This window comes from Bradyrhizobium sp. CFUWI, from assembly GCF_056429085.1.
The window spans coordinates 143,832-165,330 of record NZ_JBWJZE010000003.1; the positions used below are offsets into that span (position 1 = coordinate 143,832).

18 protein-coding genes are annotated in these 21,499 nt (G+C 64.3%); 10 read left to right on the forward strand and 8 right to left on the reverse strand.

Features of this window, described 5'->3' with window-relative positions; all coding sequences use genetic code 11:
• Nucleotides 1–53: 53 nt before the first annotated feature.
• From pimD to AC066S_RS08045, 5 genes are all read right to left on the reverse strand, one after another.
• Complete coding sequence (gene pimD / locus AC066S_RS08025; RefSeq protein ID WP_135171016.1) at nucleotides 54–1,196, reverse strand: pimeloyl-CoA dehydrogenase small subunit; 1,143 nt, start codon at nucleotides 1,194–1,196, stop codon at nucleotides 54–56.
• A gap of 168 nt (nucleotides 1,197–1,364) precedes the next feature.
• Nucleotides 1,365–2,555 carry a pimeloyl-CoA dehydrogenase large subunit gene (gene pimC / locus AC066S_RS08030; RefSeq protein WP_126259698.1) on the reverse strand — a complete coding sequence of 397 codons (1,191 nt, stop codon included), beginning with the start codon at nucleotides 2,553–2,555 and terminating at the stop codon, nucleotides 1,365–1,367.
• Nucleotides 2,556–2,702: 147 nt separating this feature from the next.
• Nucleotides 2,703–3,890: an acetyl-CoA C-acyltransferase gene (locus tag AC066S_RS08035; protein ID WP_478269379.1), complete on the reverse strand. Its 1,188-nt coding sequence runs from the start codon at nucleotides 3,888–3,890 to the stop codon at nucleotides 2,703–2,705.
• Nucleotides 3,887–5,569 carry a dicarboxylate--CoA ligase PimA gene (pimA, locus tag AC066S_RS08040; RefSeq protein ID WP_478269594.1) on the reverse strand — a complete coding sequence of 561 codons (1,683 nt, stop codon included), beginning with the start codon at nucleotides 5,567–5,569 and terminating at the stop codon, nucleotides 3,887–3,889. The genes AC066S_RS08035 and pimA overlap by 4 nt, the downstream gene beginning before the upstream one ends.
• Before the next feature lie 166 nt (nucleotides 5,570–5,735).
• Nucleotides 5,736–7,832 carry a 3-hydroxyacyl-CoA dehydrogenase NAD-binding domain-containing protein gene (locus AC066S_RS08045; protein ID WP_478269380.1) on the reverse strand — a complete coding sequence of 699 codons (2,097 nt, stop codon included), beginning with the start codon at nucleotides 7,830–7,832 and terminating at the stop codon, nucleotides 5,736–5,738.
• A 130-nt stretch (nucleotides 7,833–7,962) separates the two neighbouring features.
• On the opposite strand from AC066S_RS08045, the gene AC066S_RS08050 reads away from it, so the two are divergent.
• From AC066S_RS08050 to AC066S_RS08075, 6 genes are all read left to right on the forward strand, one after another.
• Nucleotides 7,963–8,829, forward strand: a complete 867-nt coding sequence (locus AC066S_RS08050; RefSeq protein ID WP_164718863.1) for an IclR family transcriptional regulator — start codon at nucleotides 7,963–7,965, stop codon at nucleotides 8,827–8,829.
• 66 nt (nucleotides 8,830–8,895) lie between these two features.
• On the forward strand, nucleotides 8,896–9,693 hold the full coding sequence (locus tag AC066S_RS08055) for an ABC transporter ATP-binding protein (protein WP_478269381.1): 798 nt from the start codon (nucleotides 8,896–8,898) through the stop codon (nucleotides 9,691–9,693).
• Complete coding sequence (locus AC066S_RS08060; protein WP_035711291.1) at nucleotides 9,690–10,403, forward strand: ABC transporter ATP-binding protein; 714 nt, start codon at nucleotides 9,690–9,692, stop codon at nucleotides 10,401–10,403. Before AC066S_RS08055 ends, AC066S_RS08060 begins: the two co-directional genes overlap by 4 nt.
• A 13-nt stretch (nucleotides 10,404–10,416) precedes the next feature.
• Complete coding sequence (locus AC066S_RS08065) at nucleotides 10,417–11,295, forward strand: branched-chain amino acid ABC transporter permease (protein ID WP_126259693.1); 879 nt, start codon at nucleotides 10,417–10,419, stop codon at nucleotides 11,293–11,295.
• Between the two features lie 2 nt (nucleotides 11,296–11,297).
• Nucleotides 11,298–12,317, forward strand: coding sequence for a branched-chain amino acid ABC transporter permease (locus AC066S_RS08070; RefSeq protein ID WP_126259692.1), 1,020 nt, complete (start codon nucleotides 11,298–11,300; stop codon nucleotides 12,315–12,317).
• A 38-nt stretch (nucleotides 12,318–12,355) separates the two neighbouring features.
• Nucleotides 12,356–13,591, forward strand: a complete 1,236-nt coding sequence (locus AC066S_RS08075; protein ID WP_135171022.1) for an ABC transporter substrate-binding protein — start codon at nucleotides 12,356–12,358, stop codon at nucleotides 13,589–13,591.
• On the opposite strand, the gene AC066S_RS08080 is transcribed toward AC066S_RS08075, so the two are convergent.
• Nucleotides 13,566–13,661, reverse strand: coding sequence for an MYXO-CTERM sorting domain-containing protein (locus tag AC066S_RS08080; protein ID WP_430644599.1), 96 nt, complete (start codon nucleotides 13,659–13,661; stop codon nucleotides 13,566–13,568). The two genes, AC066S_RS08075 and AC066S_RS08080, sit on opposite strands and share 26 nt — an antisense overlap.
• Before the next feature lie 50 nt (nucleotides 13,662–13,711).
• Here AC066S_RS08080 and AC066S_RS08085 point away from each other — a divergent pair, with 50 nt between their 5' ends.
• From AC066S_RS08085 to AC066S_RS08100, 4 genes are all read left to right on the forward strand, one after another.
• Entirely contained in the window at nucleotides 13,712–14,938 is a 1,227-nt protein-coding gene (locus AC066S_RS08085) for an ABC transporter substrate-binding protein (RefSeq protein WP_478269382.1), read from the forward strand.
• Nucleotides 14,939–15,196: 258 nt separating this feature from the next.
• Nucleotides 15,197–16,426 (forward strand): ABC transporter substrate-binding protein, encoded by a 1,230-nt coding sequence (locus AC066S_RS08090; protein WP_126259689.1) that lies wholly within the window; start codon nucleotides 15,197–15,199, stop codon nucleotides 16,424–16,426.
• Nucleotides 16,427–16,595: 169 nt separating this feature from the next.
• The gene (locus AC066S_RS08095) at nucleotides 16,596–17,825 is read left to right on the forward strand and encodes an ABC transporter substrate-binding protein (RefSeq protein ID WP_135171023.1); all 1,230 of its coding nucleotides are present in this window, start codon (nucleotides 16,596–16,598) and stop codon (nucleotides 17,823–17,825) included.
• Nucleotides 17,826–18,116: 291 nt separating this feature from the next.
• The gene (locus AC066S_RS08100) at nucleotides 18,117–19,400 is read left to right on the forward strand and encodes a glycerate kinase type-2 family protein (protein WP_126259687.1); all 1,284 of its coding nucleotides are present in this window, start codon (nucleotides 18,117–18,119) and stop codon (nucleotides 19,398–19,400) included.
• Between the two features lie 56 nt (nucleotides 19,401–19,456).
• Here AC066S_RS08100 and AC066S_RS08105 read toward each other — a convergent pair whose 3' ends face one another.
• Both AC066S_RS08105 and AC066S_RS08110 read right to left on the reverse strand, forming a co-directional pair.
• Nucleotides 19,457–19,981 carry an NADH-quinone oxidoreductase subunit B family protein gene (locus AC066S_RS08105; protein WP_126259686.1) on the reverse strand — a complete coding sequence of 175 codons (525 nt, stop codon included), beginning with the start codon at nucleotides 19,979–19,981 and terminating at the stop codon, nucleotides 19,457–19,459.
• 3 nt (nucleotides 19,982–19,984) lie between these two features.
• Nucleotides 19,985–21,499 (reverse strand): hydrogenase large subunit, encoded by a 1,515-nt coding sequence (locus AC066S_RS08110; protein WP_478269383.1) that lies wholly within the window; start codon nucleotides 21,497–21,499, stop codon nucleotides 19,985–19,987.

The window sequence follows — 21,499 nt, forward strand, 5'->3', positions numbered from 1 at the left end:
CCGGGTTCGCGCTACGCGCGCCCCGGGATGACAGTCGTGTGGTTCGGCTCAACTCAAACCAACCCGCCCGCATCGGCGACGCGGCGCTGGTGGTAGTCGGTGTCGCCGAAGGTGTTCTCGATCATGGTGAGGCGCTTGAAGTAATGGCCGATCTTGGCCTCCATGGTCATGCCGATGCCGCCGTGAAGCTGGATCGACTGCTGGCCGACGAACTTCAGCGACTTGCCGATCTGCACCTTGGCCGCGGCGATCGCGTTGCTGCGCTCCTTGGCATTCTCGAAATCGTTCGCCATGGTGGCGAACATCGACATCGAGCGCGCCTGTTCAGCGGCGACGAACATGTCGGAGGCGCGGTGCTGCAGCGACTGGAACGAGCCGATCGCGACGCCGAACTGCTTGCGCGTCTTGATGTACTCGACCGTGGTCTTGAGCGATTCGTCCATCAGCCCGACCGCCTCGGCGCAGAGCGCGACGCGGGCTTCGTCCACCACGCGCTCGATCAGCGCCAGCGAATCCTCGGGATTGCCGAGCACGGCGTCCGGGCCGACCTCGACACCGGTGAAGGTGATGTCGGCGGCGTGCAGGCCGTCCTGGGTCGGATAGCCCTTCCTGGCGACGCCCTTGGCATTCGCCGGCACCAGGAACACGCCGATGCCGGACGGGTCGCGGCGCTCGCCCTTGGTGCGCGCCGTGACGACGAGCGTGTCGGCATTCTCGCCGTTGAGCACGACGAACTTCTCGCCGTCGATGACCCAACCATCGCCCTTCTTCTTCGCCGTGGTCGAGACGTCGAACAGATCGTAGCGCGAATTCTTCTCGAGCTGGGCAAACGCCAGCGTCTTGCTGCCGTCGATGATCGACGGGACATGCGCGGCCTTCTGCGCATCGGTGCCGGCATGGCGCAGGAAGCCGCCGCCGATCACCACGGTCGCCAGATACGGCTCGAGCACCAGCGCCTTGCCGAGCGCTTCCATCACGATCATGGTCTCGACGCCGCCGCCGCCGAAGCCGCCGTCGGCCTCTGCGAAGGGCAAGCCGAGCAGGCCTTGCTCGGCGAGCTTGAGCCAGACCGTTTTGCTCCAGCCGCCCTTCTCCGCCATGTACTTCTTGCGCTGCTCGAAATCGTAGGAATCGGTCAGCAGGCCGTCGACGCTTTCCTTGAGAAGCCGCTGCTCCTCGGACAGATCAAAATCCATGTCTCTCTCCAAATCGGCGGGAATTGCCCTGCCGTCGCCTCACCCTCGGATGTCATCCCCGCGAAGGCGGGGATCCAGTAAACGCAGGCGCTGGCGGGACTCACGATCGCCGCGGCGTACTGGGTCCCCCGCCTTCGCGGGGGACGACAGCGTTCTGTATTCAATCAATCACAGCCCCAGCACCGCCTTGGCGATGATGTTGCGCTGGATCTCGTTGGAGCCGCCGTAGATCGAGACCTTGCGGTTGTTGAAGTAGCTCGGCGCGATCTGGGCGGTCCAGTCCATGGCTTCGTTCGAGCCGTCATCGCCGTGCACGTCGTAGGGTGCGGCGAACGGGCCGATCACTTCCATGAGCAGCTCGGTGGTGGTCTGCTGGATCTCGGAGCCCTTGATCTTCAGCACCGAGGAGGCCGGATTGGGCTTGCCCTTGCCGTGCTTGCCCTCGTCGGCGACGACACGGAGCTGGGTCAGCTCGAGCGCCTTCAGCTCGATCTCGCACGCCGCCAGCTTCTCGCGGAACGCGGCGTCCTGGATGATCGGCTTGCCGCCGGATTCGACCTTGCCGGCGAGATCGCGGATACGGCGCAGTCGCTCCTTGGAGACGCCGACGCGCGCGATGCCCGTGCGTTCGTTGCCGAGCAGGAACTTGGCGTAGTCCCAGCCCTTGTTCTCCTCGCCGATCAGATTTTCAATGGGCACCTCGACGTCGTCGAAGAACACCTCGTTGACCTCGGCACCGCCGTCGATGGTCTGGATCGGGCGCACGGTGACGCCCTTCGACTTCATCGAGAACACGATGAAGGAGATGCCCATCTGCTTCTTGGCGTTGTTGTCGGTGCGGCAGAGGCAGAAGATCATGTCGGCGTGCTGGGCGAGCGTGGTCCAGGTCTTCTGGCCGTTGATGATCCACTTGTCGCCCTTGCGCTCGGCCTTGGTCTTCAGCGAGGCGAGGTCGGAGCCGGAGCCGGGCTCGGAGAAGCCCTGGCACCACCAATCGTCGACATTGGCGATGCGCGGCAGGTACTTCTTCTTCTGCTCCTCGTTGCCGAAGGTGTAGATGACCGGACCGACCATGCTGACGCCGAAGGCGAGCGGCTGCGGCGCGGGATGCGCCTGCAGCTCCTCATTGAAGATATAATGCTGCACGGGCGTCCACCCGGTGCCGCCATATTCCTTCGGCCAGTGGCTGACGCCCCAGCCCTTCTTGTTGAGGATGCGCCACCACGTCACCATCTCGTCCTTCGAGAGATGACGGCCCTCGACCATCTTGCGCCGCGTATCCGGCGGCACGTTGTCGCGGAAGAACTGCCGCACTTCCTCGCGAAACGCCTGCTCTTCCTTCGTGAATGCGAGATCCATCGGATCCTCCTGTGAACGTTTTTTCTTACCAAACCCGCCATCATTCCGGGACGCGCCGTAAGGCGCAGGCCCGGAATCCATATCCCCGACTGGTGGTTATGGATTCCGGGCTCGCCGCTTCGCGGCGCCCCGGAATGACAGAAACATTTACTGCAGCACCTCGAACAAGCCCGCCGCGCCCATGCCGCCGCCGACGCACATGGTGACGACGGCGTATTTTGCCTTGCGGCGGCGGCCCTCGATCAGGGCGTGACCGGTGAGGCGCGCGCCCGACATGCCGTAGGGATGGCCGACCGCGATAGCGCCGCCGTCGACGTTGATCTTGTCGGGGTCGATGCCGAGCTTGTCGCGGCAATACAGCACCTGCACCGCGAAGGCTTCGTTGAGCTCCCACAGGCCGATGTCGTCGACGGTGAGGCCGTGGCGCTTGAGCAGGCGCGGCACGGCGAAGACCGGGCCGATGCCCATCTCGTCCGGCTCGCAGCCGGCGGAGACGAAGCCGCGGAAGATGCCGAGCGGTTTGAGGCCGCGCTTGGAAGCTTCCCTGTCGCTCATGATCACCGAGGCGCTGGCGCCGTCGGAGAGCTGGCTGGCATTGCCGGCGGTGATCGAGAAACCCTCGCCGCGCACGGGCTTGAGGCCGGCAAGGCCTTCGAGCGTGGTTTCGGGACGCGGGCCCTCGTCCTGCGACAGCGTGACGTCCTTCATCGACACCGCGCCGGTCGCCTTGTCGGTGACCGCCATCTGCGTCGTGATCGGCGCGATCTCCTCCTTGAACTTGCCGCCCTGCTGGGCAGCCGCGGTGCGGCGCTGGCTCTCCAGCGAATACTCGTCCTGCTTCTCGCGCGAGATGCCATAACGCTTGGCGACGACCTCCGCCGTGTCGATCATGGGCATGTAGACCTCGCCCTTGATCTTGAGCAGCGCCGGGTCCTGGGCGTGGAAGCCGTTCATCTTGTCGTTCTGCACGAGGCTGATCGACTCGCCGCCGCCGCCGACCGCGATCTCGACGCCGTCGAAGAGCACCGAACGCGCGGCGAGCGCAATCGCCTGCAGGCCCGAGGCGCATTGACGGTCGATGGTGGTGCCGGCGACGGTGACGGGAAGGCCGGCGCGCAGCAGCGCCTTGCGCGCGATATTGCCGCCGGTCGCGCCCTGCTGCAGCGCCGCGCCCATCACGACGTCCTCGATCTCCTTCGGATCGACTTTCGCGCGCGCGACGGCTGCGCCGATGGCGTGGCCGAGCAGCGTGGCGCCCTCGGTGGCGTTGAGCGCGCCGCGATAGGCCTTGCCGATCGGGGTGCGGGCGGTGGAAACGATGACGGCGTCGGTCAAGAACGACCTCCTGATGCTGCTTTCGTGGATTGTGACGGTTTCTGCTGCTGGCGCAATTCGTGGCGCGACAATTTTCCGACCGGCGTGCGCGGCAGATCGTCGACGAACTCGACCGCGGCCGGCAATTCGTGCTTGCCGAGCTTGCCAGTGAGCTGGGTGCGCAGCTCGTCGAGCGAGAACGGCTTTGCGCCCGGCTTCAGCTTGATGAAGGCTTTGGCCCCTTCGCCCCGATAGGGGTCGGGAATGCCGAGCACGATGACCTCGTGCACGCCTGATATGGTGTAGATCGCCTGCTCGATCATCTGCGGGTAGACGTTGAAGCCGCCGGAGATGATCATGTCCTTCTTGCGGTCGACCAGGAAGAAATAGCCGTCGGCGTCGACATAGCCGATGTCGCCGGTGAGAAAGCGGCCATCGACGAAGGCGTCGGTGGATCCGTCCGGCTTGTTCCAATAGCCCTTGGTGACGTTCGGGCCCTTGATGCGGATCTCGCCGACCTCGCCGGGCGGAAGCACGCGCCTGGGATCGTCCAGCGCGACGACGTCGAGCTCGATGCCGGGCAGCATCAGGCCGATCGAGCCGGGCTTCTCCGGCCCGGTGGGCGGATGGCCGGTGCCGGGCGAGCAGGTCTCGGTCATGCCCCAGCCGCTCTTCAGCTTCTTGCCGACCTTGCGCTCGAAGAAGCTCGCGATCTCCACCGGCAGCGGCGCGCCGCCGGAGCCGATGGTGACGAGCGAGGAGAAGTCGCGCTTGTCGAGGTCGGGAAGCGCCGCGATCGCGATCCACATCGTCGGCACGCCCGGAAAGTACGTCGCGCGCTTGACCTCGATGTCGCGCATCACGGCTTCGACGTCGAAACGCTGATGGAGCGAGATCAGGTTGCCGCGGCTGAGCGAGGACAACAGCACCACGGTGAGCGCGTAGATGTGGAACAGCGGCAGCACGCAGATCACGCGCTCGATCACGTCGCCGCGCGCGGCGCGCCCCGGCTTGCCCCAGACGTCGTAAATCGACACGGCGGAGGTGAGGTTGCCGTGGGTCAGCATGGCGCCCTTGGGCAGGCCGGTGGTGCCGCCGGTATATTGCAGCAGCGCGACGTCATCGGCCGTCAAGGACGGCCATTGCGCGGGCGCTGTCGCGCCCTCGACGAAGGCCTTGAAGGTGACGATGCGGGGATCATCGGGGATCGCCGCCTGCGGCGTGCCGACCTTGCCCCAAGCGTCGTCCTCGCAGACGACCAGGCGGTCGATCAGCCCCTTCTCCAGGAATTTCAGCGCGGTCGGCAGCAGCGCGGCCAGGTTCGACGTGACGAGCAGGCGCGAGCCGGAGTCGGAGACCTTGTGCGTCAGCGCGATCTCGCCGTCGAGCGGCGAGAGGTGCGCGACACGGGCACCCGCCTTCAGCGCACCGAAGAAATTGACGGGATGGTCCGGCGTGTTGCCGAGGAACAGCGCGACGGAAGAGTTCCTGCCGCAGCCGGCGCGCAGGAACGCCGCAGCCGCCCGCTCGGCCTGGGCTGCGAGCTGAGTGTAGGTGATCGGACGGTCCCGGAACTCCAACGCGGTGCGCGGGCCGTAATCGGCGGCAGCCTTCGACAGCAGGTCGGGCAACGTGCCCTGGACGATCGGATCGTCCCACCGCACGCCCTCGGGGTAAAACTGTTCGCCGGGATGGGTCATTGTCTGCATCACACTCGGTCGTCATTCCGGGGCGATGCGAAGCATCGAACCCGGAATCCATCGGGCAACACACTCGAAGGCGAAATGGATTCCGGGCCTGGCCCTGCGGGCCATCTACGTTGCGCAATTGCGCAACGGAGAATGACGCCGAGAGTGCAAGCCCCCATCACGCCGCTTTCGACGCCGCGGCGAGCGAGGCGAAGGTCTTGCCTTCCGCCGCGAGCTTCTTCAGCAGCGGCGCGGGCTCGAGGCTCGGATCGTTGGTCTCCTTGGCGTAGAAGGCCAGACGATCGGCGATGTGCTTGAGGCCGACGCTGTCGGCCCAGAACATCGGGCCGCCGCGGTAGATCGGCCAGCCATAGCCGTAGAGCCAGACCACGTCGATGTCGGAGGGACGTGCCGCGATGCCCTCTTCAAGGATCTTCGCGCCCTCGTTGATCATCGGATACATCATGCGCTCGAGGATCTCCTCGTCGCTGACGACGCGCTTCTTGCGGCCGAGGCGGGCAAGCGTTTCGTCGATCAGCTTCTCGACCTCGGGATCGGGCAGCGGCGCGCGGGAGCCGGCTTCATACTTGTAGTAGCCCTTGCCGGTCTTCTGGCCGAAGCGGCCGGCTTCGCACAGCGCATCCGCGATCTCCGACTTGATGCCGCGGTCCTTGCGCGAGCGCCAGCCGATGTCGAGGCCGGCGAGGTCACCCATCGCGAACGGTCCCATCGGCATGCCGAATTTTGTCACGACGGCATCGACCTGCTGCGGCAAGGCTCCCTCGAACAAGAGCTTCTCGGACTGCTTGCCGCGCTGGGCCAGCATGCGGTTGCCGACGAAGCCGTCGCAGACGCCGACCACGGCCGGCACCTTTGCGATCTTGCGCGCGATGTTGACGGCCGTCACGAGCGCGTCCGGCGCGGTCTTGTCGGCACGCACGATCTCGCACAGCTTCATGACGTTGGCCGGCGAGAAGAAGTGCATGCCGAGCACGTCCTGCGGACGCTTGGTCGACTTCGCGATCTCGTCGATGTTCAGGTACGAGGTGTTGGAGGCGAGCACCGCGCCCGGCTTGGCGTACTGGTCGAGCTTGCCGAACACCTCCTTCTTCACCGCCATGGTCTCGAACACGGCTTCGATGACGAGGTCGGCATCGCCGACATTCTCGATGCCGACGACGCCGTTGATCAGCGCCATGCGCTTGGCGGGCGCGTCTGCCGGGATGCCGCCGCGCGCCGCGGTCGCTTCCCAGTTCTTCTGCATGATGCCCATGCCGCGCTTGAGCTGCTCCTCGGCGGTCTCGATCAGGGTGACGGGGATGCCGGCATTGGCAAAGGACATCGCGATGCCGCCGCCCATGGTGCCGGCGCCGAGGATGGCGACGCGGTTCACGGGACGCGGCTTGGTGCCTTCAGGAACGCCGGCGATCTTGGCGGCTTCGCGCTCGGCGAAGAAGGCGTAGCGCTGCGCCTTGGACTGGTCGCTGGCGACGAGCTTCAGGAAGCCCTCGCGCTCCTTCTTCAGACCTTCGTCGAAGGGTAGGTCAATGGCGTAGCCCACGGCGTCGGCGGCGGCGAACGGCGCCTCCAGGCCGCGCGACTTCTTGGTCATGGCGGCGACCGCATTGGTGAAGATCGAGCGGTCGGCCTTGGCGGCCGCGATCTTGGAATCGTCGTCGCGCAGACGCCGCAGCGGACGCTTCTCCGCGATGAGCTTGCGCACGAAAGCTTCGCCGCCCGATGCCGGTCCCTCGATGATCTCCTCGATCAGGCCGTTCTTGAGCGCTTCCGCGGCACCGATGGGATCGCCGCCGACGATCATCTTGACCGCGAGCTCAGGACCCACCGCGCGTGGCAGGCGCTGGGTGCCGCCGGCGCCCGGCAGCAGACCCAGCTTCACCTCGGGCAGGCCGAGCTTGGCTTCTTTCACCGCGACGCGGAAATGACAGGCGAGCGCGACCTCGAGGCCACCGCCGAGCGCCGTGCCGTGGATCGCAGCGACCACCGGCTTCGGCGAGTTCTCGATCTCGGACAGCACGTCGTTGAGGGCGGGCGGCTTCGGCGGCTTGCCGAACTCGGTGATGTCGGCGCCGGCGATGAAGGTGCGGCCGGCGCAGGTCAGCACGATGCCCTTGATGGCGGGATCGGCGATTGCCGCCTTGATGCACTCCAGGATGCCACCGCGGACCGCGGCACTCAGCGCGTTGACCGGCGGGCTGTCGACCGTGACGATGCCGATCTCGTCATGACGCTCAAGCTTGACCACTTCGCTCACGGTGTTCCCTCCTTGGTGGGGATTGCTTTTGTTCGATTTCGCGGTGCGGAATTTAATTCCGCATCTTGACGGCAGGGTTATTTTGAAGCACGGACGTTGTCAACGACTCCGCGCAAGAAGCAGATCAGGGATGAAGCGTACAGGAAAGAAGACAGCGACCGATCGGAATTTCGTCGTCGCGCTTTCCCGCGGACTGGACGTATTGCGAGCATTCCACCCGAACGACGGCCTTCTCGGCAATCAGGAGATCGCGGCGCGCACCAATTTGCCGAAGCCGACGGTGTCGCGGCTGACTTACACGCTGACCAAGCTGGGTTATCTCGCGCCGGTTCCCCGCTTCGAGAAGTACCAGCTCACACCCGCCGCGATGTCGCTCGGCTACGCCGCGCTCGCCAATCTCGGCGTTCGGCATTTGTCCGAGCCGTTCCGCGAGGAAGTGATGCGCGCGACCGGCGGCGCCGTCGCGGTCGGCGGCCGCGACCGTCACAGCATGATCTATTTCGGGCAAAGCCGCGGCAGCGAGACGGTCGGCGTTCAACTTGACGTCGGCTCCCGCGTGCCGATCGCAACCAGTGCGATGGGCCGTGCCTATTTCTGGGCGCTCGACGACGCCGACCGCGCGGAGTTGTCGCGTCTGTTGCGCGAACACTACGGCAGCCGCTGGGCAAAGATGCGCGACGGGCTGGAACGCTCCGGCGAAACCGTCGCGAAATACGGCTTTGCGATTTCGGTCGGCGACTGGCACGACGACATCGGCGCCGCCGGCGTTGCGCTCAAGCTCAACGACGGAACCGGACCTTACGCATTCAATTGCGGCGCCCCCGCATTCCGCTTCACGGAAGAGCGTTTGATCAACGACATTGGACCGCGCCTCTTGGCGATGGTAAGGAACATCGAAGCGGCGCTCGGGGGTCTGATGCCGCATTCCAAAAAAGACGTCAGCAAAAAGCTGAAATCAGGAGGGAAAGTTGCGCGTGTGCCCGAGGGGATCAGATAGCCTTTTTCATCGGCGGGAGCGGTTCGCATCGCCCCTTCGCTCACCGAACGACGTGAGCGAGACGAGATGACGCAGGCACAGCTCGCGCAGGGGACATCGCCCCTGCTCGCGGTTCGCGACGTCAGCGTCGTGTTCGGCGGTATCATCGCGCTCAACGGCGTGTCCTTTGACATGCACAAGGGCCAGATCCTCGGCTTGATCGGCCCCAACGGTGCCGGCAAGACCACGCTGTTCAACTGTCTGTCCCGGCTGTATCAGCCCTCGTCCGGCGATATCCTGATGGATGGCGTAAGCATCCTGTCGCGGCCGCCGCACCGGATCGCCGAGATCGGCATCGGCCGCACCTTCCAGAACGTGGCGCTGTTTCCGAACCTCTCGGTGATGGACAACGTTCGCGTCGGAACGCACGCCCGGACCTCCAGCGACATCATCAGCGACTCGCTGCGCCTGGCCTGGATTCGCCGCAGCGAAACCGACGTCAACAAGAAGGTGCACGAGATCCTCGCCTATCTCGACCTCGAGGACGTCGCCCACACCGTCGTCTCCGGCCTGCCCTTCGGCACGCAGAAGCGCGTCGAGCTGGCGCGCGCGCTCGCGGCCGATCCGAAGATCCTGCTGCTCGACGAGCCCGCCGGCGGCCTCAATCACGAGGAAGTCCATGTGCTCGGCGACCTGATCCGCCGCATCCGCGACGAGCGCCACATGACCGTGCTGCTGGTCGAGCACCACATGGGCCTCGTGATGTCGATCGCCGACCACGTGGTTGCACTGAACTTCGGCAAGAAGCTCGCGGAAGGCACGCCCGCCCAGGTGCAGGCAGACCCCGACGTCATCAAGGCCTATCTCGGGAGCAAGGACCAATGACGACACTGCTCAACGTCAAGGACCTGCGCGCCTATTACGGCCAGGTCCAGGCGCTCCACGGCCTGTCCTTCTCGCTCAACGAAGGCTCGCTGACGACGCTCTTGGGCGCCAACGGCGCCGGCAAGACCACCACGCTGCGCGCGATCTGCAACATGGTGCGCTCGACCGGCGGCATCGAGTTCGACGGCAAGCCGCTGAACAACCGCTCCACCGAGAGCATCGTGCGGTTCGGCATCGCCCATGTGCCGCAGGGCCGCGGCACCTTCACCACCATGACGGTGGAGGAGAACCTCCAGCTCGGGGCCATCACCCGCAAGGACAGCGCCGGCATCGTCTCCGACATCGAGCGCATGTATGCGCATTTCCCGGTGCTGAAGCAGCGCCACACCCAGCAGGCCGGCACGCTCTCCGGCGGCGAGCAGCAGATGCTTGCGGTCGCCCGCGCCCTGATGCTGCGGCCGCGGCTGATGCTGCTGGACGAGCCGTCCTTCGGCCTCGCGCCGCTGGTGGTGCGCGACCTGTTCGGCATTCTCGGCAAGATCAATCGCGAGGACAAGGTCTCGATCCTGGTGGTCGAGCAGAACGCCCAGCTCGCGCTCGAGCTCGCCGACCAGGCCTATGTGATCGAGACCGGCCGCATCGTGATGTCAGGCAAGGCCAAGGACATCGCGAACAACGAAGAAATCCGCAAATCCTATCTGGGTTACTGAGGGAGCCGGGACAATGGAACTGTTTACCAACCAGGTCCTGGCCGGCATCGCCACGGGCGCGATCTACGCCTGCATGGCGCTGGCCGTGGTGATGATCTACCAGGCCATCGACCATCTCAACTTCGCGCAAGGCGAGATGGCGATGTTCTCGACCTTCATCTCCTGGCAGCTGATGCAATGGGGCCTGTCCTATTGGGCCGCCTTCCTGATCACGCTGGCATTCTCCTTCGTCGCCGGAATTGCGATCGAGCGCATCCTGTTCAAGCCGCTGGCGAAAGCGCCGGTGCTGACCAACGTTGCCGGCTTCATCGCGCTGTTCGCGATCATCAACTCCTCGGCCGGCCTGATCTGGGACTTCACCATCAAGCAATACCCGACCCCGTTCGGCTCCTCGCCGTTCCTGGGCAGCCAGCTGATCTCGACCCACCAGGCCGGCATGATCGGCGTCACCGTGCTGCTGCTGCTCGGCCTCTACTTCTTCTTCCAGTACACGCGGATCGGTCTGGCGATGCGCGCGGCGGCCTCGGTGCCTGAATCGGCCCGCCTCGTCGGCATCAACACGAGCTGGATGATCGCGCTCGGCTGGGGCATGGCGACCGCGATCGGCTCGATCGCCGGCATGCTGATCGCACCGGTGGTGTTCCTGGAGCCCAACATGATGGGCGGCGTGCTGATCTACGGCTTCGCCGCCGCGGTGCTCGGCGGATTGTCGAGCCCGTTCGGCGCCGTGGTCGGCGGCTTCCTGGTCGGCGTCTTCGAGAACCTCGCCGGAACCTACATCCCCGGCGTGGGCAACGAGCTGAAACTCCCGATCGCGCTCGCGCTGATCATCTCCGTCCTGGTCGTCAAACCCGCTGGCCTGTTCGGCCGGCACATCGTCAAGCGAGTTTGATCATGAGCGCTGCAGAAGAAGTCGTTGCAGAAGGCCACCAGGCGGTCGAGGCCGTTCCGAAGCGGGCGATGACGCTGGGCACCGGCACCTCGCTGCTGGTGCTGGCGGTGCTGTTGCTCGTGCCGGTGTTCGTCAAGAACTTCATCATCTTCCAGATGACGATGCTCCTGATCTACGGGCTGGCCGTGCTGGCGCTGAACATCCTGACCGGCGGCTCCGGCCAGTTCTCGCTCGGCCAGAGCGCGTTCTACGCCGTCGGCGCCTATACGTCGGCGGTGCTGATGGAGTACTTCAACGTCAATTACGCGCTGACAATTCCGGTTTCCGCGGCGGTCTGCTTCGGATTCGGTTACCTGTTCGGCAAGCCGGCGCTGAGACTGTCGGGCGTCTATCTCGCGCTCGCGACCTTCGCGCTCGCCACCGCGATGCCGCAGCTGCTGAAGCTGAATTTCCTCGAGCACTGGACCGGCGGCGTGCAGGGCCTCGTCGTCACCAAGCCGGACGCGCCGTTCGGCCTGCCGATGTCGCAGGACATGTGGCTGTACTATTTCACGCTGATCGTGACGGTCGCGATCTACGTCTTCTCGGTCAACCTGCTGCGCTCCCGCTCCGGCCGCGCCTTCATGGCGATCCGCGACAACGAGATCGCGGCCTCCTCGATGGGTGTCAACGTCGCCCTGTACAAGACGCTGGCCTTCGGCGTGTCCGCCGGCATCACCGGCGTCGCCGGCTCGCTCGGCGCCATCGCGGTGCAGTTCGTGGCGCCCGACAGCTACACCATCACGCTGGCGATCTCGCTGTTCCTCGGCATGGTGGTCGGCGGCGTCGGCTGGCTGCCCGGCTCGTTCGTCGGCGCGGCCTTCATCATCTTCGTGCCGAACATGGCGGAAAGCATCTCCAAGGGCCTTTCCGGCGCGGTGTTCGGCGTGCTGCTGTTCCTGGTCATCTACCTCGTGCCGCATGGCGCAAGGCAGATCGCGATCCTGGGCCAGCAATTCGCCGGCAAGCTCAGAAGAAACTGAAACACTCGAAGACTGTTGTTTAAACCAAGGAGACCGAATTGCGATTTGGAAGAACACTGCGAGCCGCCGCGCTGGTCACGGCAACGGCGGCCATTGCCCTCACCTCCGGCGCTGCACTCGCCCAAAAGAAATACGACACCGGCGCGTCCGATACCGAGATCAAGATCGGCAACATCATGCCGTACAGCGGTCCGGCATCGGCCTACGGCATCATCGGCAAGACCGAGGAAGCCTATTTCCGGATGATCAACGACAAGGGCGGCATCAACGGCCGCAAGATCAACTTCGTCACCTATGACGACGCCTATTCGCCGCCGAAGGCGGTCGAGCAGGTGCGCAAGCTCGTCGAGAGCGACGAGGTGCTGGCCGTGTTCAACCCGCTCGGCACGCCCTCGAACAGCGCGATCCAGAAATATCTCAACGCCAAGAAGATTCCGCAGCTGTTCGTCGCCACCGGCGCCACCAAGTGGAACGATCCGAAGAACTTCCCCTGGACCATCGGCTGGCAGCCCTCCTACCAGAGCGAAGCCCAGATCTATGCCAAATGGCTGATGAAGGAAAAGCCCGACGCCAAGGTCGCGATCCTCTATCAGAACGACGATTTCGGCAAAGACTACCTCAAGGGCACCAAGGACGGCCTCGGCGCAAAGGCCTCGTCCATGATCGTCATGGAAGAGAGCTATGAGGTGTCGGAGCCGTCGGTCGACGGCCACATCGTCAAGATCAAGGCCGCCAATCCCGACGTGCTCCTGATCTATGCGACGCCGAAGTTCGCGGCCCAGACCATCAAGAAGACGGCCGAGCTCACCTGGAAGCCGCTGCAGATCCTCACCAACGTGTCGATCTCGGTCGGCAGCGTGATGAAGCCGGCCGGATTTGATGCCGCGCAGGGCGTGCTGTCGGCGGCCTATGCCAAGGACTCCACCGACCCGCAATGGGCCAACGATCCCGGCATGAAGAAGTGGAATGAGTTCGTCGACAAGTACATGCCCGGCGCCGACAAGACCGACACCGCCATGGTCTACGGCTACGGTGCAGCCTCGACCCTGGCCAAGGTCCTGGAAATGTGCGGCGACGATCTGACCCGCGCCAATCTGATGAAGCAGGCGGCTTCGTTGAAGGATTTTGCGCCGGACACGCTCCTGCCCGGCGTCAAGATCAACACCGGCCCCACCGACTTCGCCCCGATTTCGCAGCTCCAGATGCAGCGGTTCAAGGGTGAGAAGTGGGAACTGTTCGGTGAGATCATCAGCGGCGACGTCGCCTCCGAGTGACACGCTGACCTAATAGTCCGAGCCCAAGAAGCCCCCACGAGCGATCGCGGGGGCTTTTTGTTGACGTCACGCGTCAATCTTGTTCAATGCGGCGCCGATCCAACTCGGGGTGGGAGAATGATGACTGCCGTTCGATGTCAGGTTGTGGCGCTTCTGGTCGCAGTCGCATTGTGCACTGCAATGGGCAGCCCGGCACTGGCGCGGAACAATTACGACACCGGCGCCTCCGATACCGAGATCAAGATCGGCAACATCATGCCCTATAGCGGCCCTGCTTCGGCCTATGCCGCGATCGGCAAGGTCGAGGAAGCCTATTTCAACAAGATCAATGCCGAGGGCGGCGTCAACGGCCGCAAGATCAGGCTCATCTCCTACGACGACGCCTATTCGCCGCCGAAGACGGTGGAGCAGGCGCGCAAGCTGGTCGAGAGCGACGGGGTGCTCCTGATCTTCGGCTCGCTCGGCACCTCCACCAACAGCGCCATCCGCAAATACATGAACGAGAAGAAGGTGCCGCAATTGTTCGTCGCGAGCGGCGCCTCGAAGTGGAACGACCCGAAGCAATATCCCTGGACCATGGGCTGGCAGCCGAGCTACGCCAGCGAGGCGCGCATCTACGCCAAGTACATCATGAAGGAGAAGCCGGACGGAAAGATCGGCGTGCTCTACCAGAACGATGATTTCGGCAAGGACTATCTGAAGGGGTTGAAGGACGGCCTCGGCGCCAAAGCCTCGATGATCGTGCTGCAGGAGTCCTACGATACCTCCGAGCCCACGATCGACGAGCACGTCGTGAAGCTGAAGGCCTCGGGCGCCGACGTCTTCATCAGCATCACCACCCCGAAATTCGCCGCGCAGGCGATCAAGAAGGCGGCGGAGATCAACTGGCATCCGGTCCACATCATCTCCAACGTCTCGGCCTCCGTCGGCGGCGTGATCGAACCGGCCGGCCTCGAGATATCCCAAGGCGTCCTGTCGGCGACCTACATGAAGGACGGCTCCGATCCGCAGTGGAATGCCGATGACGGCATGAAGAGGTTCTATAACTTCCTCGCGAAGTACGATCCCAGAGCCAACAAGCTCGATGCCGGCGTCGTGTTCGGCTATGCCGCCGCGCAGACCATGGTGAAGGTGCTGCAGATGTGCGGCGACGATCTCACCCGCGAGAACGTCATGAAGCAGGCGGCTTCCTTGAAGGATTTCGAACCCGACACGCTGCTGCCCGGCATCAAGATCAACACCGCGCCGGACAATTTCGCCCCGATCGAGCAGTTGCAGATGATGCGCTTCAAGGGCCGGAAATGGGAGCTGTTCGGCGACGTCATCTCCAGCGAGATGGGACATTGAAGCCCTACAAGGGAACAGTTTAAAATAGTTCATATTTTACAGCACAACCTCTGCGCAGCTGAGCAACGACCCGCTTCATCTCGCCCGCCGGAATATTCCGCATCCCCTCGAAAAAGAAGCACCTCGCCGCGACGCCGGCGGCGGGTGTCGTCCTTGCTGGGCGCCTGAGAAGGGTATTCAATGCGTGTCAGAGCGGCGCACAATGATCGCTCCCAACAAGAACAATCGACACATTCAAACCGAACTAGGGAGAGCAAGATGCCTGCAATGCATGTGCGATTGGGGGCCTTCTCGGCCGCCCTCGTGCTGACTGCCACCCTGTCCACGACAGCGTTCGCGCAGAAGAAATACGACACCGGCGCATCCGACACCGAAATCAAGATCGGCAATATCATGCCCTACAGCGGGCCGGCCTCCGCCTACGGCGTAATCGGCAAGACCGAGGAGGCGTATTTCCGCAAGATCAACGCCGAAGGCGGCATCAACGGCCGCAAGATCAACTTCGTCAGCTATGACGACGGCTACTCGCCGCCCAAAACCGTGGAGCAGGCGCGCAAGCTGGTCGAGAGCGACGAGGTGCTGCTGATCTTCAATTCGCTCGGTACGCCGCCGAACACGGCGATCCAGAAATACCTGAACCAGAAGAAGGTGCCTCAGCTGTTTGTCGCCACTGGCGCCACCAAGTGGAACGACCCGCAGAACTTCCCCTGGACGATGGGATGGCAGCCGAACTACCAGAGCGAGACGATCATCTACGCGAAGTATATCCTGAAGAACAAACCCGACGCCAAGATCGCGGTGCTGTATCAGAACGACGATTACGGCAAGGACTATCTGAAGGGCTTCAAGGACGGACTCGGCGCCAAGGCGGCCTCGATGATTGTCATCGAGGACAGCTATGAAGTCTCCGAACCGACCATCGATTCGCACATCGTGAGATTGAAGGCCACGGGCGCCGACGTCTTCATCAACATCACCACGCCGAAATTCGCGGCGCAGGCGATCAAGAAGAACGCCGAACTCGGCTGGAAGCCGCTGCATTTCCTCAACAACGTCTCGGCCAATATCGGGAGCGTCATCAAGCCGGCCGGCTTCGAGGCCGCGCAGGACATCATCTCCTCTGCGTACTTCAAGGATCCGACCGATCCGCAATGGAAGAATGATGCTGCGATGAAGGCGTGGAACGAATTCCTGGACAAATACTATCCCGAGGCCAACCGGGCCGACGGGGCGGTGATGTACGGCTTCATCGTGTCTCAGGGCATGGTGCAGGTACTCAAAGCATGCGGCGACAATCTGTCACGTGAGAATGTCATGAAGCAGGCGGCCAGCCTCAGGGACTTCGAACCTGTTGGCCTGCTGCCGGGCGTGAAGGTTAACACCAGTGCCAGCGACTTCGCCCCGATCTCCCAATTGCAGCTGCAGCGATTGAAGGGCGAGACATGGGAACTGTTCGGCGACGTCATTAGCAGCGACGCCGGCGGTTGAAGAGGCCGGCCGGCACCAATGGCTACTAAAGAAGCAAGCCCCGCGGCCCTGCCCGCGGGGCTTTTCCTTGAAGCTTTCGAGCAAATCGTATTGAATTGCGACCGCGTCACCAAGAACCATCAAGCCAAGAACAAGGACGCACACACCAAGAAAAAACAGGGAGATTGGAATGCCTGCTGTCACCGGCAAAATTGCTGCTGCGTCACTGGCGCTTGCGCTCTTTGCGGCTACGACATCCACCGCGTCAGCCCAGAAAAAATACGATACCGGCGCGACCGATACCGAGATCAAGATCGGCAACATCATGCCCTACAGCGGACCGGCCTCCGCCTACGGCGTCATCGGGCGGACCGAAGCCGCCTATTTCAAGAAGGTCAATGACGAGGGCGGCATCAACGGCCGCAAGATCAATTTCGTCTCCTACGACGACGCCTATTCGCCGCCGAAGACGGTGGAGCAGGCGCGCAAGCTGGTCGAGAGCGATGAAGTGCTGCTCGTTTTCAACTCGCTCGGTACGCCGCCGAACTCGGCGATCCAGAAATACATGAACTCGAAGAAGGTGCCGCAGCTGTTCGTCGCGACCGGCGCCACCAAGTGGAACGATCCGCAGAATTTCCCCTGGACGATGGGCTGGCAACCCAACTACCAGAGCGAGACGCAGATCTACGCGAAGTACATCATGAAGGCCATGCCGAACGCCAAGATCGGCGTGCTCTACCAGAACGACGACTACGGCAAGGACTACCTGAAGGGTTTGAAGGACGGCCTCGGCGCCAAGGCCGCGAGCATGATCGTGCTCGAGGAAAGCTACGAGACGTCGGAGCCGACGATCGACAATCACATCGTCAAGCTGAAGGCGACCGGCGCCGACGTCTTCATCAACATCACCACGCCCAAGTTCGCGGCGCAGGCGATCAAGAAGATCTCCGAAATCGGCTGGAAGCCGACCCACTTCCTCAACAACGTCTCGGCCTCGGTCGGCAGCGTGATCAAGCCCGCCGGCTTCGAGAATTCGCAAGACATCATCTCGGCCGCCTATCTGAAGGACGTATCCGACCCGCAGTGGAAGGACGACGCCGGCATGAAGGCCTTCCTGGAGTTCATGGCGAAGTACTTCCCTGAAGGCGACAAGCTCGACGGCGGCACCATCGTCGGCTACGGCGTGGCGCAGACCCTGGTGGAAGTGTTGAAGAAGTGCGGCGACGACCTCACGCGCGCGAACGTCATGAAGCAGGCGGCGAGCCTGAAGGACTTCCGCACCGAAGTGCTGCTGCCCGGCATCAAGATCAACACCGGCCCGAACGACTTCGCACCGATCAGCTCGCTTCAGCTCATGAAGTTCAAGGGCGAGAAGTGGGACCTGTTCGGCGACGTGATCAGCGCCGACGCCGGCGGCTAAAGCGCGATGCGATTAGGATGAATCGTCATCGCGCTTTAGGTTGTTGTTTAAGCATGATCTTTTCGGAAAACCGCTGCGCACTTTTCCGGATCATGCTTTAGCCCCGCGCGACTTGCCAATGCCACGCCCCCTGCGCCGACCGCGCAGGGGGCTTTTGCTTGCGCGCCGATCATGATGACGCGATTGCACAATCGAATAATGGCAGTGGCCGCTTACGCTTTTGCGCCTGATGCGATAGGCATGTGAGCGGCGTGACCGCCAGCTTGTTCCGTCTGCTCAAGGCCTTTCGTGATGACCGATCGACGCCCCCTGCTCCGCGCACTCTATGACGCCGCCGTCGCCGCCGCCCATCCTAATGTGGTGCTGGCGCCGCACTTGCCGCCCGCGCCCCAAGGACGCGTGGTCTGCCTCGCCGCCGGCAAGGGCGCTGGCGCCATGGCCGCGGCGGCCGAGCGGCACTATCTCGACACGCTCCAGCTCGCGCCCGAACGCCTCGTCGGCATCGCCACCACGCGCCACGGCTACGGCGTGCCGACGCGCCGCATCCGCGTGGTCGAAGCCGGTCATCCCGTGCCGGACGAAGCCGGCCTGAAGGGCGCCGCCGACACGCTCGCGCTCGCAGGCGAGGCCGGGCCGGACGATCTGCTCCTGGTGCTGCTCACCGGCGGCGGCTCCGCCAACTGGATCGCGCCGGTGGACGGCATCAGCTTCGCGCAGAAGCAGGCGGTCAACAAGGCGCTGCTGCGCTCGGGCGCGCCGATCGGCGAGATGAATATTGTCCGGAAACATCTGTCGCGGATCAAGGGCGGCCGGCTGGCGCGCGCCGGCAAGAATGCCGCCGAGATCGTGACGCTCGCGATCTCGGACGTGCCGCATGACGATCCTTCCGCAATCGCCTCCGGCCCGACCGTGCCCGATCCGACCACACTGGCGGACGCACGCGCCATCGTCGCGAAATACAAGCTCGGCATCGACGATGCCGTCCGCCGCGCGCTCGACGATCCCGCCAACGAAAGCTGCAAGCCCGACGATGCCGCCTTCGCGCGCGCGCGTTTCGAACTGATCGCGCGGCCCAAGCAGTCGCTCGACGCCGCGGTGAAGCTCGCGCGCGATTCCGGCTACGAGACCATCGACCTCGGCGCCGACCTCGAGGGCGAGGCGCGCGAGGTTGCCGCCGCGCACGCCAGACTGGCGCTGGACGCGCGCGCGCAAGGCAGGCGCCTTGCGATCCTCTCCGGCGGCGAGCTCACGGTGACCGTGCGCGGCCAGGGGCGCGGCGGGCCGAACCAGGAATACGCGCTGGCGCTGGCCAACCTGCTCAAAGACACGCCGGACGTTTCGGCGCTGGCAGGGGATACCGACGGCGCCGACGGCGGTGCCGGTCACCCCACCGACCCCGCCGGGGCGCTGGTCGACGCGGCGACATTCGCCAAGATGAAGGCGCAGGGGCTGAAGCCGCAGGAATATCTGGACAACAACGACGCCACCGCGTTCTTCGAGGCCACCGGCGACCTGCTGCTGCCGGGTCCGACGCTGACCAACGTCAATGACATCAGGGTCATCCTGGTGGATTAGGCTCGTCCCGTGCGGAAGCGAATCCAGGACATTCGCAGCGACGGCGCGTGGGCGGCTTAGCGTTTGCCGCCGACGTGCTCCAGCAGCGCGAGGAGACCCTTCAGCAAGTCCGTCGGTGACGGCGGGCAGCCCCTGATGTGCAGATCCACCGGGACAGTCTCGGATACGCCGCCGACGCAGGCGTAGCTGTCTCTGAACATACCGCCATCGACCGCACAAGCGCCGACCGCGACGACCCATTTCGGATCTGGCGTCGCGTTGTAGGTCCGCTCCAGCGCTTCCCGCATGTTCTTCGTCACGGGACCCGTGACCAGCAGCACGTCGGCATGGCGTGGCGAGGCGACGAAGCGCAGGCCGAAACGTTCGATGTCGTAGAAGGCGTTGGAAAGCGCGTGGATCTCCAGTTCGCAGCCGTTACAGGATCCGGCATCGACCTCGCGAATGGCAAGAGAACGCCCGAGCCGGGCCTGGGCAGCACGGTCGACCTTGGCTGCAAGCTCGGCCAGCGCCGAACCGTCCGGCGCCGGAGCGGGCTCCGTCAGCGAACCATGGGTGAGGCTTTCGAGCAGGGTCTTGCGCATGGCTTAGAGGTCCACGCCCGAATAGGAACAGTTGAACGATTTGTTGCAAAGCGGGAAGTCGGCAATGATGTTGCCGTCGATCGCGGTTTCCAGCAGCGGCCACTGGAACCACGACGCGTCGCGCAGGTGGCAGCGTTCGACGCGCAACTCGCCATCGAGCCGCAGCCACACCAGAACGTCGCCGCGGAAGGCCTCGGTGAGCGCCATGCCTTCACAGCCACCGCCGCCGCTCCGGGCTGGCAGCGCGGTTTCGAGTTCGCCAGGGCCAAGCCGGTCAAGAATCTGCTCGATCAACGCGACGCTCTGCTCGACCTCGCGAATTCGGATCCAGACCCGCGCATTCACGTCGCCGGCCTGCAGGACCGGCACTTCGAACGACAACGCGTCGTAAGGCATGTAGGCCAGCGCCCGCCGCGCATCGAAATCGCGGCCCGAGGCGCGGCCGACATAACCGCCGGCGCCAAACTGGCGCGCATATTCCGCCTTCACGATGCCCGTGGTGACGGTGCGGTCCTGCAAGGACGCCGTGTTGTCATAGAGCTCGATCAAGCGCGGAAAGACCTTGCGTAACTCCGCGAGCAGCGCGCGTAGCGCGGAAACGCCGTCCGGCGCAATGTCACGCCTCACGCCACCGGGCACGATGACGTCCATCATCAGGCGATGGCCGAACGCGACGTTCGCAGCGCGCAGGCAACGCTCACGCAAAACGCCGGTCTGGGCATGCATCAGCGCGAACGAAGCGTCGTTGCAGATGGCACCGATGTCGCCCAGATGGTTGGCGAGCCGCTCCAACTCCGCCATCAGCGCCCGCAAGAGGGTCGCTCGCCTCGGCGCCTCGATCTGCAGTGCTGCTTCCACGGCACACGCAAAAGCGAAGGCATAGGCGACGGCGCTGTCGCCGGAGGCGCGGCCGGCGAGCTTTGCCGCGGCCTCGAGGCTCGCACCCTGCATCAGCGACTCGATGCCCTTGTGGGTGTAGCCGAGCCGCTGCTCCAGCCGCACCACATGTTCGCCATTGGCGGTGAAGCGGAAATGGCCGGGCTCGATGATCCCGGCATGGACCGGGCCGACCGCCACCTGGTGCAACGCCTCGCCCTCCGCCGGCAGGAATTGGTACGGCCGCACCTCGCGCAATGCGTTGCGGCCGGACAGCGGATAGGATTGGCCCCAGGCGTCGTGATCGAGCCACGGCCGCAGATCGTGCGCAGCTGTCGGAACAAGCCCGAACAGATCATGGATGGTCCGCTCCAGCCGAAGCGCCGGCGGATGACGGTTGGCGACGCTTGGAAATGTGGCGGCCGTACACTCGTAGGTGACGACCGCGACCGCGGCCGAGCCTGCATCGAGCATCGCCATATGCACCGCGCTCGGCTCGCCCCAGAAGCCGAGCAGTGTGAGGCCCCCCTCGACCAGCCGATCGATCGCCACCTGCCAGCCCGCTTCCGTCACGACGGCGCGCGGCCAGGGCCGGTGCGACGACACCGCTTTGACATGGGGGATGCTGTCGAGGATGCCCAT

Excerpts from the sequence above, each read along its gene's own strand:
- AC066S_RS08105 (WP_126259686.1), bottom strand. The coding sequence starts at position 19,981 with ATGCGCAAGACCCTGCTCGAAAGCCTCACCCATGGTTCGCTGACGGAG.
- AC066S_RS08070 (WP_126259692.1), top strand. The coding sequence starts at position 11,298 with ATGAGCGCTGCAGAAGAAGTCGTTGCAGAAGGCCACCAGGCGGTCGAG.
- AC066S_RS08085 (WP_478269382.1), top strand. The coding sequence starts at position 13,712 with ATGACTGCCGTTCGATGTCAGGTTGTGGCGCTTCTGGTCGCAGTCGCA.
- pimD (WP_135171016.1), bottom strand. The coding sequence starts at position 1,196 with ATGGATTTTGATCTGTCCGAGGAGCAGCGGCTTCTCAAGGAAAGCGTC.
- pimC (WP_126259698.1), bottom strand. The coding sequence starts at position 2,555 with ATGGATCTCGCATTCACGAAGGAAGAGCAGGCGTTTCGCGAGGAAGTG.
- pimA (WP_478269594.1), bottom strand. The coding sequence starts at position 5,569 with ATGACCCATCCCGGCGAACAGTTTTACCCCGAGGGCGTGCGGTGGGAC.
- AC066S_RS08060 (WP_035711291.1), top strand. The coding sequence starts at position 9,690 with ATGACGACACTGCTCAACGTCAAGGACCTGCGCGCCTATTACGGCCAG.
- AC066S_RS08100 (WP_126259687.1), top strand. The coding sequence starts at position 18,117 with ATGACCGATCGACGCCCCCTGCTCCGCGCACTCTATGACGCCGCCGTC.
- AC066S_RS08110 (WP_478269383.1), bottom strand. The coding sequence starts at position 21,499 with ATGGGCATCCTCGACAGCATCCCCCATGTCAAAGCGGTGTCGTCGCAC.
- AC066S_RS08090 (WP_126259689.1), top strand. The coding sequence starts at position 15,197 with ATGCCTGCAATGCATGTGCGATTGGGGGCCTTCTCGGCCGCCCTCGTG.
- AC066S_RS08065 (WP_126259693.1), top strand. The coding sequence starts at position 10,417 with ATGGAACTGTTTACCAACCAGGTCCTGGCCGGCATCGCCACGGGCGCG.
- AC066S_RS08095 (WP_135171023.1), top strand. The coding sequence starts at position 16,596 with ATGCCTGCTGTCACCGGCAAAATTGCTGCTGCGTCACTGGCGCTTGCG.
- AC066S_RS08050 (WP_164718863.1), top strand. The coding sequence starts at position 7,963 with ATGAAGCGTACAGGAAAGAAGACAGCGACCGATCGGAATTTCGTCGTC.
- AC066S_RS08055 (WP_478269381.1), top strand. The coding sequence starts at position 8,896 with ATGACGCAGGCACAGCTCGCGCAGGGGACATCGCCCCTGCTCGCGGTT.